Annotated in this window: 11 protein-coding genes; 9 read left to right on the top strand and 2 right to left on the bottom strand. The window is 45.0% G+C overall.

Annotated features, from left to right (window positions below; genetic code table 11):
• Positions 1 to 114: 114 nt before the first annotated feature.
• Positions 115 to 990 carry an NAD(+)/NADH kinase gene (locus LFE_RS03535; RefSeq protein WP_232502559.1) on the bottom strand — a complete coding sequence of 292 codons (876 nt, stop codon included), beginning with the start codon at positions 988 to 990 and terminating at the stop codon, positions 115 to 117.
• Between the two features lie 681 nt (positions 991 to 1,671).
• Between LFE_RS03535 and LFE_RS14500 the strand changes: the two genes are divergently transcribed.
• The 9 genes from LFE_RS14500 to sppA all read left to right on the top strand — a co-directional run bounded on the left by LFE_RS14500 (position 1,672) and on the right by sppA (position 11,010).
• Positions 1,672 to 3,513 carry an FAD-dependent oxidoreductase gene (locus LFE_RS14500; RefSeq protein ID WP_014448903.1) on the top strand — a complete coding sequence of 614 codons (1,842 nt, stop codon included), beginning with the start codon at positions 1,672 to 1,674 and terminating at the stop codon, positions 3,511 to 3,513.
• The gene (locus LFE_RS13565) at positions 3,510 to 4,124 is read left to right on the top strand and encodes a QcrA and Rieske domain-containing protein (RefSeq protein ID WP_014448904.1); all 615 of its coding nucleotides are present in this window, start codon (positions 3,510 to 3,512) and stop codon (positions 4,122 to 4,124) included. Before LFE_RS14500 ends, LFE_RS13565 begins: the two co-directional genes overlap by 4 nt.
• A 77-nt stretch (positions 4,125 to 4,201) precedes the next feature.
• Positions 4,202 to 4,963 (top strand): cytochrome b N-terminal domain-containing protein, encoded by a 762-nt coding sequence (locus tag LFE_RS03555; RefSeq protein ID WP_014448905.1) that lies wholly within the window; start codon positions 4,202 to 4,204, stop codon positions 4,961 to 4,963.
• A gap of 62 nt (positions 4,964 to 5,025) precedes the next feature.
• The gene (locus LFE_RS03560; protein ID WP_014448906.1) at positions 5,026 to 5,856 is read left to right on the top strand and encodes a cytochrome b family protein; all 831 of its coding nucleotides are present in this window, start codon (positions 5,026 to 5,028) and stop codon (positions 5,854 to 5,856) included.
• Positions 5,857 to 6,153: 297 nt separating this feature from the next.
• Positions 6,154 to 7,119 carry a c-type cytochrome gene (locus LFE_RS03570; protein WP_014448907.1) on the top strand — a complete coding sequence of 322 codons (966 nt, stop codon included), beginning with the start codon at positions 6,154 to 6,156 and terminating at the stop codon, positions 7,117 to 7,119.
• Between the two features lie 94 nt (positions 7,120 to 7,213).
• Positions 7,214 to 8,158 (top strand): ABC transporter ATP-binding protein, encoded by a 945-nt coding sequence (locus LFE_RS03575; protein WP_014448908.1) that lies wholly within the window; start codon positions 7,214 to 7,216, stop codon positions 8,156 to 8,158.
• Between the two features lie 381 nt (positions 8,159 to 8,539).
• Positions 8,540 to 9,370, top strand: a complete 831-nt coding sequence (locus tag LFE_RS03580; RefSeq protein WP_014448909.1) for an ABC transporter permease — start codon at positions 8,540 to 8,542, stop codon at positions 9,368 to 9,370.
• Positions 9,371 to 9,424: 54 nt separating this feature from the next.
• Entirely contained in the window at positions 9,425 to 9,916 is a 492-nt protein-coding gene (locus LFE_RS03585; RefSeq protein WP_014448910.1) for a YajQ family cyclic di-GMP-binding protein, read from the top strand.
• 335 nt (positions 9,917 to 10,251) lie between these two features.
• Positions 10,252 to 11,010 carry a signal peptide peptidase SppA gene (gene sppA, locus LFE_RS03590; protein ID WP_269763957.1) on the top strand — a complete coding sequence of 253 codons (759 nt, stop codon included), beginning with the start codon at positions 10,252 to 10,254 and terminating at the stop codon, positions 11,008 to 11,010.
• Positions 11,011 to 11,316: 306 nt separating this feature from the next.
• Here the strand turns inward: sppA and LFE_RS03595 are convergent, their stop codons facing one another.
• The gene (locus LFE_RS03595; protein WP_014448912.1) at positions 11,317 to 12,624 is read right to left on the bottom strand and encodes a DUF4147 domain-containing protein; all 1,308 of its coding nucleotides are present in this window, start codon (positions 12,622 to 12,624) and stop codon (positions 11,317 to 11,319) included.
• Between the last annotated feature and the right edge of the window lie 107 nt (positions 12,625 to 12,731).

Genomic DNA, 12,731 nt, shown 5'->3' on the forward strand with positions numbered 1-12,731 from the left:
CTTTCTAATTGAATGGCCTATTTGCTCCTGAAGTGACATTTCGTCACTCAAAAGGGTATTGTCCTGTCGTGCAGATTGAACGCCATGGCTGAATCGATTCCAGGGGGCCTGGAACTAGGTATCCCCCCACTTGAGCTTATCTCTCAGGACCTCAAAATAGTTTCTCTCTGAGTTGACGATCAATCTCGTAATATGAGGTGAGCGAGTAATTTCAATCATGTCTCCCACTTTGAGGGAATGTCCAACTTGGCCGTCAAGAGTTGCGGTTACGGATGAGTCTCCTTTTTTGATAAGAATCTCAAGAGTTGCCGCACCAGGAATCACGATCGGCCTATGGGTCAGCGTATGCGGACAAATGGGGGTTATGATGATTCCATCCATTCCTGGATAAAGTATGGGGCCACCTGCAGATAAGGAATAGGCGGTTGAGCCTGTTGGTGAAGAGAAAATAACACCATCACCTTTGAGCGATGTGACAAATTGTGCATTCATATATATGTCTGACTCGATCAACCGTGCAATGGATCCGTTGTTGATTACGATATCATTTAATACATGGGTTTGTGATTGTTCGATCCGATTTCGAAAAATGCGCACCTGGAGCATGATTCGATCTTCAATGGAATAATCTCCCTGAAGTGTTCGGGATAAGACGTCTAAAACTTCAGTGGATTGAACTTCCGTTAAAAAACCCAGATTCCCGAGATTGACGCCAAGAATGGGAATCTGGGTCCCTGCAAGTAGTCTTGCCGCAGAGAGAAGCGTGCCATCTCCCCCTAAAACAAGAACGACTTCACTTTCGTCCCGAATGGTTTCTCTTGAGTATGAAGGCTCATCACGAAGAAGGGTTGCTCCTTCATGGTCCAGTAATGGTGTAACACCTTTGGATCGCATCCATGGTAATAGATCCATCAAAATAGATCTGATTGCTTCGGATCGATGTGGCTTGCAAAGGATACCCACTCGCACGATGGGAGTATTTGTCATCATTTATGTCTCCGAGGAGGCCCGAGTAAACAAAACGGTCAATCCGCTAGGAAGGCTCTATCAAGAAAAGTTTCAGTATTCTACGATGGATCATGAAAAAACGGTAGGGCTGTTCTATTATGACCTCCCCGTTTCTCGTATTTCCTGCAGTGATGTCATAAAAGTGTGATTGTTTGTATATGGTGAATTCATTCAAGAATCACGTTTGCCAGAGGGGATTCAAGTTTATTGTGTAGACTCCGCTTCTTTAATGGGAAAATCCGGATGGTTGGGGGGGATTCAGTGTTAAAATGATTCTATCCCGATCAGAAAGCAAAAATGGACGAAGAGAATGTTATACCATTTCCCTATCAGGGGATAACTCAGGACTGAGCGCCGGAGCAATGAGATTCTCTACAAAAGAAGAACCTCGATAAAGTGAAAAGGTCTCACCACTTTGAAAATTTTAAGAATTTATGAGCGGTTACTCCCAATCATGACACCTTGACTTCTATCATCTTTAAGTGCTATAACCGCCGAACTAAAAAAAGCCAATAGAGAAGATCCTGTGTGACAAATCGCACCAGTTTTACCAAATGGATTGTAAGGGCGCTGTCCCTGAGGGGGGAGTACTATCTCCTCTCCCAGTCATATATCGACATAAGCTTGTCTGGCCCTGGGGTCTTAAGGGCGGAGGTTAGATAAATGAAAGGAAAGTATAAGCTCCATATTCCTGAATACAATTACTATTCCGATCAGGTGGCTTGTCGGAAATCATGTCCGGTTGGTACAGATGCTGGTGGATATGTTCAGGCCATCCGCTCGGGAGAGTATGAAAAAGCTTACGCCATAGCGAGAGGGCCAAATCCGTTTGCGTCTGTTTGTGGGTGGGTTTGTAACGCTCCATGTGAGGCATCCTGTACCCGCGGAAATATTGATCGCCCCGTTTCGATTCGGGCACTCAAGAGATTTGTAACGGAAAAGTATGGTGTCGAAGCGGTTCTCGATCCGGCAGCGACTCTTCGTTATTCCACTGCTCCTGGTGTCCCGTACGGTAGGGCAACTGGAGAGAAAGTTGCTATTATCGGCGGTGGACCTGCTGGTTTAAGCGCTGCCCATGATCTCGCCCGTCTTGGATACAGGGTGACTATATTTGAAGCAAATTCCAAATTGGGTGGCCTCTTTTACCTGGTTCCTGAATACCGCTTGCCTAGACCCTTGTTTCAGGCTGAAATCGAAGCCATCTTGAGTATGGGAGTCGAAGTCAGGCTCAATACAAAAGTTGGAAAAGATATCTCCTTTGAAGAGATCTATAAATCTTTTAAATCGGTTGTGATTTCCTCCGGTGCTTGGGGATCCCGCCCTATTCCCTTTGAGGGAAAGGATCTTCAGGGAACCTATTCTGCTCTCCCATTCCTTCAATCTGTTTATATCCACCATCAGCCAGTGACTTTGGGGCGGCGTGTTGCCGTTGTTGGAGCAGGTAACGTGGCTATGGACGTTTGCAGAACCGCTGTCCGACTGCCAGGTGTTGAATCTGTCAGTGTTATCGCTCTGGAAGATTGGGCTGAAATGCCGGCGGATGATGCTGAAATCGAAGACGCTGTTGATGAAGGAGTGCATTTTCTGCCTCGCAAGGGAACCAGACGTATTGTTGGTTCCTCCTCTGTTGAGGGGATTGAGGTTGTTGGTGTCAAGTCCGTTTTTGACGATCAGGGACGCTTCAGTCCGGTCTATAACGAAGAGGATCTCATTGTTGTCCCGGTTGATTCAGTTGTCCTCGCTATCGGGCAGTCGATTGATACGGCGTTCATTTCAGGCGAGCATGATTCCATTATCGGTCGTAACGGAGTCATCCGTGCGAATATGAGCGACATGAGTACGGGCATTCCCGGCGTCTTTGCCGCCGGAGATGTGGTGACAGGGCCACGGATTTTCATTGAAGCCATTGCTGCCGGTCAGTCGGCTGCTGCATCCGTTCATCGCTATCTCAGTCAAAAGGAAACTCCAAAGACCATATTTGGCGTATCCACAGCGATTGAGCATAGAGGTGCACCGACCCCTGTGTGGCCGGTTGATTTTAATGTGGACGGTTACTATACGATTCCAAGACAAAACCCACAATTGTTGAAGCCGGAGTTTCGCCGTACCAATTTTGAGCTTGCTGAGCTCTCCTTCACTGAGGAGGAGGCGCGTGAGCAATCGTCTAGATGTTTGACTTGTCATGTAAACCCCATTTTTGTTGGGGAAAAGTGCATCATGTGCGGTGGATGCGTTGATGTGTGTCCTGAATTTGCCCTGAAAATGATTCCATTGTCAGAAGTGGATCTGGATATCCCGAAATCTGCAGATGTGTTGAGTGGATTTATCGGGGTCGAAAAGGCGCGTCTCGGGGAGACTGAAGTCCTTCAAGAACTTAGCCGTTCCACGGCAATGATCTGGGATGGCGCCCGATGTATCAGATGTGGTCTATGTGCCAAGAGGTGTCCAACTGGTGCTATCACAATGGAATACCTGGAAATCAAACAGGAGGTAACCCATACATGAGTATTGTCGCAGACCAACCACAGAATAATGATTCTGGAGTGCTAGGCCCAACAGAGCAGGGACGCAGGAAATTTATGCTTGCCGCTGGTTGGGGTGTTGTCGGTGCAACTTTGGCCGGTTCGACTTTTGCAGCCTATAAATACCTTTTCCCCCCGATCCTTTATGAGCCACCTACAGTTTTTAAGATTGGGCATGTTACGGAGTACGGTTTAGGTGTTGATGAGAGATGGAAACTTAAGGGTCGCTTCTGGGTTGTGAGAAATATGAGGGGGATCTATAACATGATCTCCATCTGCCGCCATTTGGGTTGTACTCCAAACTGGTTCCCAGACCAGAAGAGATTCCGTTGCCCATGTCACGGCTCCATTTATGACGTACATGGCAATGTTCGAGGCGGACCAGCTCCAAGGACTCTCTGGAGAGGGCAAATCACTAAAGATCCTGTTGATGGTGCACTTGTTGTCAATACTGTTATTCGGCTTGACCCAAATCCTGCTCAAACTCCTCAAGGGCTTTGGGTAAAAGAAAAGGTAAAAGAAGTCAATCCGTTCTGGATCGAACATACTCCTCCATCCGGTGGGTCGTGTTCTTCAAACAGGTTGCTTTGCTAGGATCAACTGGCTTGATTGGGTAGGTTTATGCTGGCACACATTAAAAACATTCCTTTTTTAAAGGGAAAGGGTATTTGATGCTGGAAAAAATGAAAGAAAAAGTGGTTCAGACTCAGCTATTCAAGTCTGTATTTAGACATGGATATCCTGATAATGAACTGAATCAAGCTTATGTTGTCTTCAGTAATATCTTTCTTCATATCCACCCTGTGAAGGTTCGCCGCACTGCGTTGCGCATGCGCTACACATTCTGTCTGGGTGGCATTACTCTTTTCCTCTTTATCATGCTGGCCGTCACCGGGATTTGGCTTATGTTCTACTACACTCCTTATACCGGTTTGGCTTATAAGAACATCAAGGATATCCAGTTTGTGATCTTTGGTGGGAACCTTATGCGAGATCTTCACCGGTTTGCAGCCCATGGAATGGTTTTGTTTGTTTGGCTGCATATGACGAGGGTATTCCTGACCGGAGCCTATAAGGCTCCCAGGGAGTTCAACTGGGTCGTTGGAGTTGTTCTTCTTGTCAATACTCTGATCCTGAGTTGGACAGGGTATCTTCTTCCATGGGATCAGCTTGCTTACTGGGCCGTTACAGTGGGAACCAAGATGGCTTCCTATACCCCTTTTATCGGTCAGAATGGTCCATGGGGTGCCCAGCTTGGTGTTAACCCGACAAACGATCTGATGTTCATGATGATCGGCGGAACGGTCGTTGGGCAAAACGCACTGATCCGGTTTTATGTCCTTCATTGTGTCGTATTGCCTCTTGTTGTAACAGTGTTTCTGGCTGTTCATTTCTGGAGAATCCGGAAGGACGGTTTTTCAGGACCCTTGTAAAGCCTCAATGAGGAATATTGATTGTGCCGTTAGCGTAATCTCGTTTCGGAGAGGATAATCTTATGGAAAATAAGGCAGTAAGAGAAATATTTCCAAGGGATGCAAAGAAATCCTATGGTCTAGTTGAGCTGATGAAGGGAGCTTCTCCGATTGTCCGCAAGGAACCGGAAGACACTGTCTACACTTGGCCAAATCTCATCATGATTGAACTTATTTGTGCATTATTGGTAACAGCAGCATTGATTCTTTTGGTCCAGTTTGAGCATGCCCCATTGAGGTCTCTGGCGGATCCGTCCACGACCCCAAACCCAATGAGAGCCCCGTGGTACTTTTTGGGTTTGCAGGAAATTCTCGTCTATTTTGACCCCTGGTATGCAGGAGTTGTCCTGCCTGGAATGATTATTGTCGGATTGATGATTTTCCCGTACGTCGACACGAATCCAAAAGGTGTTGGCTATTACACATACTCCGAAAGAAAGTTTGCTGTTTTTAATTATTCCTTTGGTTTTGCACTCTGGTGGATCACAATTGTCATCGGTACTTACCTCCGTGGGTTGGACTGGCAATGGTATTGGCCCTGGAGCGATAAACTTGCCCACATGAACCCGGCCTTGGTGACTCTGGTTCCGTTACACATCGTCTTCGTCAATCTTCTCCATGTCTCAAAGGATGTGGCAAAGGGTTTTTGTGATATTATCTTTCTCGGATACTTTGCTTTGGGAATGCTGATTCCTTATATGTTTATGCGCAAATTTTATGATTCCATGGGGGCGGGGAGATATATCACTTTCATGATCTTCTTTTTGTCCATGATGGGTGTTGCGTTGAAAATTGTTTTGAGACTTCTTTTCAATATCAAGTATATCGTTGTAACCCCATGGATTAATGTTTGACCAAATTTTTGGTCTAGGCTCCAAATGCAAGAAGTCAAATACGGGCGAAGATCAAATCTTCGCCCTTCGGGGAGGTTGAATGGGATCGATACATAGTTTCTTTGATGCTCCTTGGATTGAGCAGGTTTTTGGATTTCCATACAGAATTGGAATATCCCTTGTATTGTTGTTTGGAACAGCTTTTTTCTATTACCTGGTCATCTGGTTCCAGAAATGGCAAGAGGGAAGTTTTTACCCAGAAGGCCATCCTCTTCGCAAGGATTCGTCTTCCAATGATCAAGAAAGGGGAATTCGATCATGAAGATGAAAATATACGCCATGTTCCTTTTCTCCACGATTTTTGTCGGAGTAATGATTGCGGTAGAGATGTACAAGGACTCTCATCCTGAATGGATGTCATATCAAAGTCACTTCTATAAAATCCTTGCAAAAAAAACCAACAAGCCGGAGATTGCCAATACTCCTCTGCAAGTCGTTCAGACATGGAACACCATTCTGAATAAGGCGGACAGATGCCAAACATGTCATATGGGTATCAATATCCCCATTTTCAAGGATATGCCAGAACCTTTCACCGCACATCCCGATATGTCAGGATTCATGTCCAAACATCCTTTTGAAAAATTTGGATGCACCGTTTGTCACGACGGAAACGGAATGGCAACGACCGTAAAGGAAGCTCATGGCTTTAATGTCACCTTGAATTATCAGCCTAAGGTAGGTCCTTTTTCCGAGGCATCCTGCACGAAATGTCACACAGATCTTTATAGTGAAGGCGTGAATCCTCCAATGACGCCCTATCTTAATCTCGCTAAAAGAACTATCAAGGAAAAAGGTTGCGGTTCCTGTCACATGATGGCCCAGTTCAATTTACACGGAGTCCTTGCGCCGGATCTATCAGGATTTGGTTCGAGAACAGAGCTAGGCTTCTATAATGTTCACATGTTTGAGTATGTGAATGGTATTCGCTCGGAGAGGGAATGGGAGTGGGAGCATTTCAAGAACCCCAGACGCGTATCTCCTGGAGTGCCAGCATTCAAGGTTCCTCCAACCATCATGCCCAATTTTCATCTGACGGACGAGCAGACAACCGCTCTTACGGTCTGGGTCCTTGGTTTGGTTGATCCCTCCGTTATCACAGTTCCGCAAAAATATTTGCCGGTTGAAAGAAGTCAGGGAAGGCCCGTTCCCATCCCTATCACCAAGGGAAATATCGGAGTGTTCCCGGATTCAGCCTTTAAAAAAGTTTCGTTTAAAAATTAAAAGAAATATACTTTCATAAGAAAACCCCCTTTGCCGTCAGGTGAAGGGGGTTTTCTTTTATATACAGGAAAATCCGTTTTGATCGGGGAACAGAATGATTCATGTTGACAAGCTTAGGAAAGACTATCTCCAAAAACGAAAAACCATAACCGCAGTCGATTCGATTTCTTTTGAGGTCCAAAAAGGTGAGTTTTTTTCATTGCTTGGTCCTAATGGAGCAGGGAAAACGACTACGATCTCCATTCTTTCTACTATTTTGTCTCCTACTAGCGGGCATGTCTTCATTAATGGGATAGATGTTCAAAAAGACCCCCATGGAGTTAGACAGCATATTGGTGTCATTTTCCAGGACCCTAGTCTGGATGATCGATTAAGCGCACAAGAGAATATGGATTTTCATGGTCGTTTGTATGGTATGAAACCGAGCGATCGGCTGCAGAGATCAGAAATCTTACTGAAAATGGTCGACCTATGGGATCGAAGGAACTCTTTGATTCGCACATTTTCAGGCGGTATGAAACGCCGTCTCGAAATCGCCCGAGGCTTGATGCACCGCCCCCTTCTATTAATTCTGGATGAACCAACCATTGGTCTGGATCCTAAAAGTCGAAGGGATATTTGGCAATATATTCATCAGGCCAGAAAAGAATGGGCCATGACAATTCTTCTTACGACCCATTACCTAGAGGAGGCCGATGGAGCCGATCGTGTGGCGATCATGAATAAAGGGAAAATCGTCGCAATGGATACACCCGGAATTTTAAAGTCCTCCCTGGGTCCTGGCCTTGTTACCCTGGAGGTATTACCTGAAAACATAGACCGGGTGAAAACAGAATTGGACCAACTCTATGGGATTTCCAGATTTACCTTTGAAACGGATTCCATACTAAAGTTTCAAATGCCTTCAACGATTTCATCCCCTTCGATTCTTCTCCAGAGCCTTCCTCCGGTGATTGCGGGATTTACGATTGGCACGCCTACCCTGGATGATGTTTTTATCTCTCTCACTGGTGATGGTGATAAGATAAACGAAGAGTGAAGGATAAAGATCTTCGGCGAATCCTTAGTGATAAACTGGCTTATGAAGGGAAAAGGACAGATTTTTGATCCAATGGTTAGCTTGTAGATTTTTCCATGAATCTTTCCGGTTCATTCTTACTCTTGGAGTTCTCTTATTTCTGTATGTTGACGGATTCAAAATCTGAATTTTACGATTTCCAATTTTTTGATCTCTGGAAATAGTGGGCCGATTCTTCGCTGTGCCATATGGATCTGAATCGTTTGATCCTCTCCCCATCAAGTGTACGGGAGTTTCGACAATATCCCGAAAGGCGTTCTGTAAAGATTTTCCCCGGAATGGAAAAGTCTCTATCGGATCGGGGCAGGCATCACGTTTTTTACGGGAAAGGTTTTCACTTTTATGAATAATCCGCCTCAATCCCCAATTGCATTTGAACTACCAGCCGAAATCAAAAAAGAGATTACTCCGGCAAGTCCTTTTTTAAGAGACTTAAGGGGTATCTATACCCTTTGGCTAAGAGACGTCATTCGGTTGTGGAGAGACAGGATTCGGCTGGTAGGTTCTTTTATCCAGCCGATACTTTTTCTCTTTGTTCTGGGAGGGGGGCTCAAAGGGCGTGTTTTGTCTCAAGGGTCTACCGAAAACTATCAGGTCTTTATCTTTCCCGGAATTATTTTGATGAGCATATTGTTCACAGCCTCTTTTGCTGGCATGGCCGTTGTATGGGATCGGGAGATGGGGTTTTTAAAAGAAGTGCTTGTGGCTCCTCTTTCCCGGACCGCTGTCGTTATAGGAAAAATATTGGGTGGAGCCTCTAATAGTTTGATTCAAGGGGTGTTTTTATTGGCTCTGGCTCCTTTTCTGCACATATATCCTTCATTTGCCCATCTGCTGCTGATGTTGGGGGTAATGGTTATTGTATCTTTGTCCCAAACGGCGATGGGTATTGCTCTATCAGCCCGGATGAGCTCAAGTCAGGGATTTATGGTGCTTATGAATTTCATTGTGCTTCCGATCTATTTTCTCTCCGGGGCGATGTTTCCGCTTAATAAATTGCCCATGTGGCTATCTGTCTTGTCACAGTTGGATCCGCTGACTTACGGGGTCGACTTGATGAGGGGCATTCTTCTGGGAACATTTTATTATTCCATCGATCGGGATATATTGATTATTATCTTATTTGGTCTATTGATGCTATACATCTCTGTCAGGCAGTTTCAGAGAGATTAAGCTCTCTATTGATTCTTTTTTGAGGAATGCAATGAAGGAAGGAGAAACAAAAAAATGGCGTCAGAAATGTCTTTCGATATTGTGTCCAAAGTGGATATGCAGGAAGCCAAAAATGCCGTTGAGCAAACCAATAAAGAGATCTTGACCCGTTTTGACTTGAAGGATACAAAGTCCGAGGTCAAATGGGACAAGTCTGATTTGGTTCTTGAGGCCAAGGATGCTCACAAGTTAAAATCGGTCAATGAAATTCTGGACTCAAAATGTTTGAGGAGAGGGATTTCTCTTAAAAACCTTGATAAGGAAAAAGTTGAAGAAGCCTTGGGGGGAACAGCTCGCCAGAGAATTCGTTTTAAACAAGGTTTGTCATCAGAAATAGCCAAAGAGGTTGTAAAAGAGATAAAGTCAAGTAAATTGAAGGTACAGCCTCAAGTACAAGGGGAAATGGTCCGTGTTTCTGGAAAATCTAGAGATGATCTGCAGGAAGTAATCCAGATTCTGAAAAACAAGGATTTCGGAATTGATCTACAATTTACAAACTATCGGTAGGCTCTGGTCTCTGTCGAGTCTTGTTTCGGGGATTGTTTTGTTGATTTTACTGAATTTATGATTTGTCATCTTGATTCCAGAAGGTTTTCTGGAGAGGGGGGAATGTGAGCTTTGGAAAACAAGTTCTGGGATCCTTGATGCTCTTGGGATTATTGTTCCAGACATCCTGCATTACAGTAAATCTCTTGCCGCCAAGTAATGGATTAACAGAAGAAGTTGTTTCTGGAAAAGGATCTCCAGACAAATTATTGCTGATTCCCGTTGATGGTTTTATCGGGGATCGGGCTCAAAAGGGAATTCCGTTTCTTGGGGGCCGGGAAGATACTGTGACTGCAATGCGGTCAATGTTAAAAAAGGCAGAACATGATCCTAGCGTCAGAGGAGTCATTTTCTTGATCGATAGCCCTGGTGGATCTGTAACCGCTTCTGATCGAATTTATCATATGATTCGTTCATTCCGTCAAAGACATCCCATACCCGTTTTTGCGCTCGTCGAGGATATAGGTGCCTCAGGGGCTTACTATATTGCCATGGGGGCTGATGAAGTATGGGTTCATCCCACTAGTATTGTTGGCAGTATCGGCGTGGTTGTCTTCAATGTGGGTGTGACCGGTTTGATGAAGAAAATTGGCGTGACCGATCGATCCATTACTTCCGGGGACGAAAAAGAGATGGGGTCCCCCTTCCGTCATATGTCAACAAAAGATCAACAGATTTTTCAAGACCTCGTATCAGATCTCTATAGCCAATTTTTGGGAGTTGTCTCAAAAAACAGGCAAATTGCGCCAGATCAGCTCAAGTCCATAGCGGATGGAAGGGTCTATACCGCAAAACAGGCAATCAAGCTTCACCTTGTTGACAGGATCGGGTACAGGGAAGATCTTGTGGCTCATCTTGAGCGTGTCATGCATGTCAGTAAGTTTGAACTCGTTCGTTATCGGGAACCGTTCCTGTCCGGTACGGGTTTATTTGGAGAGTCAAGCCCTGTTGGTTCACCTGTGGCAGACCCGTCTCTTTTAATTCCTGCCATTAAAAAGCTTGGTCCGACTCCTCTCTATTTCTGGTCCCCATCTCTTGGTGGTAGCATGAAATAAGGAGATTCTCCGAGGAGTTTCCATGTTTTTTGAGGGTGGCTTTTACAAAAAGCCGCCCTTTTTTTTTGATAAAACACATGCCAGATTTTCAATAAAGCGGAGTCTTGGATCAAGCGGCGATTTTGGGCAGGAAGAGTGCAAAGCTTTTGGATCTGTTCAGGAGTCAGTGAGTGGTAGATCTTAAGAGCAAAATGACGATGTGTTTGTCCCCAGTAGGCAACAGAATACTCCCCCTCTGCAGCGTAAGAGGGCTGAGATTCGAATCCAATCAAAAAAAGTGAAAATGATAGTATAAGTATTTTTAATTTATTGTAAAAAATATTTCTCTTCAATGTTTTGCCCTTTCTCTTTGAACTTTGGGATATAAACCCAATACAGATCATTCAGGTTGGTTCCGGTCGGACCTGTTTGGATCTCCCATCCGTTTCTCTGGATAATCGTTTTTGTGTTATGGCTCCATAACGATTCCTGAATCTTGTGCCGAGGATTTTTTCCGAACTGATCTCCCCCGATAATACAGCCTGCAAATTGTGAGTTCCCATCCATTCCATCTGTTGCCAGTGCCCCAACAACAAATGAGTGTATCCCGCCATCATGAAGGGTTTGTGAGAGTGCTAGTGCAAGCTCCAGCGTTCTTCCCCCTTTCCCTTTTGACTCTCCCAGGGATACAGTTGTTTCTCCCGCACCGATAAAAAGCTGGTTCCGGTTGAATGAGGATCTATCGGTCGCAAGGATGGAGCCAAGAGTTGTTCCGACCGTTTGGGAATCTCCCTTGAGCAAGGCTGACCAAATATGGGTGTTGGCATCAGGTATCTGAAGAAATGGGAGAGAGTTCCTGATGACTGTACTGGTATTTCCGATGACAATTGGTTTATGGACCAGAAGACGATTCGACGGTGTTAAAGGATCTTTTTGAGACGACTTGGGTATGATGATAGGGATATTCAATGATTTGAGAATGTTCTCCGCGAGCTTTTCTTTTCCCCTGATTGCAGGAAGAGTCGGGCCGGAACCGACTGTTTCGGGCGGCATCCCTGGTGTGTCGGAGAGGATAATGGATAATGTCTCTGTTCCGTGGAAAAAGTTCAGGAGTTTTCCTCCTTTGACCCGGGATAATGCAGACCTGACTTGATTCATCTCTCCGATAGGCGTTCCATTTTTCATGAGCGCTGTAATGACTTGAACTTTCTGTTTCAGGGTGATTGGATGAATGGGGGCAGAGAGTAGACTCGATGTACCCCCTGAGATTGCTGAAAGAAGGGTTGTTTCAGGGGGGAGGGCCGAGATTTTTTTGAGAATATGGTCGGTGGATTGGAGACTCAAAGACCCCGGAAGTGGGTGTTCTCCATAAAGTGTTGGATAGTTTCGAGGTGGAGCAGATCCTTTGGGAATTAATGTTACAGTCATTTCAGGAGAGATATTCCATCGGGGCGCAATCGCTTCAGTCATTCCAGAAGCGGCTTTCCCGACCGAGAGCAAGAAAAAAGGCGGTGTCAATCCAAGTTTGTCAGGATCAAGCGGGAGATGTTTGAAGATCAGAGACCGGGGGGAAATGGTTTCCAGAATTCTCTTGATGGCATCTCTGGAATGTTTTAAATACTGCTCTTCATTCAATTGAAGACCTTTATCAATGCAATCTCGAGTATTTTTCTTGGCAATCAAAACTACAAAAATAGACTGTTCCCTTTTCCGATTTCATCTTTAATGTTGAAGGAGCTTCC

This window comes from Leptospirillum ferrooxidans C2-3, from assembly GCF_000284315.1.
Classification (GTDB): Bacteria; Nitrospirota; Leptospirillia; order Leptospirillales; family Leptospirillaceae; genus Leptospirillum; species Leptospirillum ferrooxidans.

Coding starts and splice junctions, on each gene's coding strand:
- LFE_RS03570 (WP_014448907.1), top strand. CDS start 6,154: ATGAAGATGAAAATATACGCCATGTTCCTTTTCTCCACGATTTTTGTC.
- LFE_RS03585 (WP_014448910.1), top strand. CDS start 9,425: ATGGCGTCAGAAATGTCTTTCGATATTGTGTCCAAAGTGGATATGCAG.
- LFE_RS14500 (WP_014448903.1), top strand. CDS start 1,672: ATGAAAGGAAAGTATAAGCTCCATATTCCTGAATACAATTACTATTCC.
- LFE_RS13565 (WP_014448904.1), top strand. CDS start 3,510: ATGAGTATTGTCGCAGACCAACCACAGAATAATGATTCTGGAGTGCTA.
- LFE_RS03575 (WP_014448908.1), top strand. CDS start 7,214: ATGATTCATGTTGACAAGCTTAGGAAAGACTATCTCCAAAAACGAAAA.
- sppA (WP_269763957.1), top strand. CDS start 10,252: ATGCGGTCAATGTTAAAAAAGGCAGAACATGATCCTAGCGTCAGAGGA.
- LFE_RS03580 (WP_014448909.1), top strand. CDS start 8,540: ATGAATAATCCGCCTCAATCCCCAATTGCATTTGAACTACCAGCCGAA.
- LFE_RS03560 (WP_014448906.1), top strand. CDS start 5,026: ATGGAAAATAAGGCAGTAAGAGAAATATTTCCAAGGGATGCAAAGAAA.
- LFE_RS03535 (WP_232502559.1), bottom strand. CDS start 990: ATGATGACAAATACTCCCATCGTGCGAGTGGGTATCCTTTGCAAGCCA.
- LFE_RS03555 (WP_014448905.1), top strand. CDS start 4,202: ATGCTGGAAAAAATGAAAGAAAAAGTGGTTCAGACTCAGCTATTCAAG.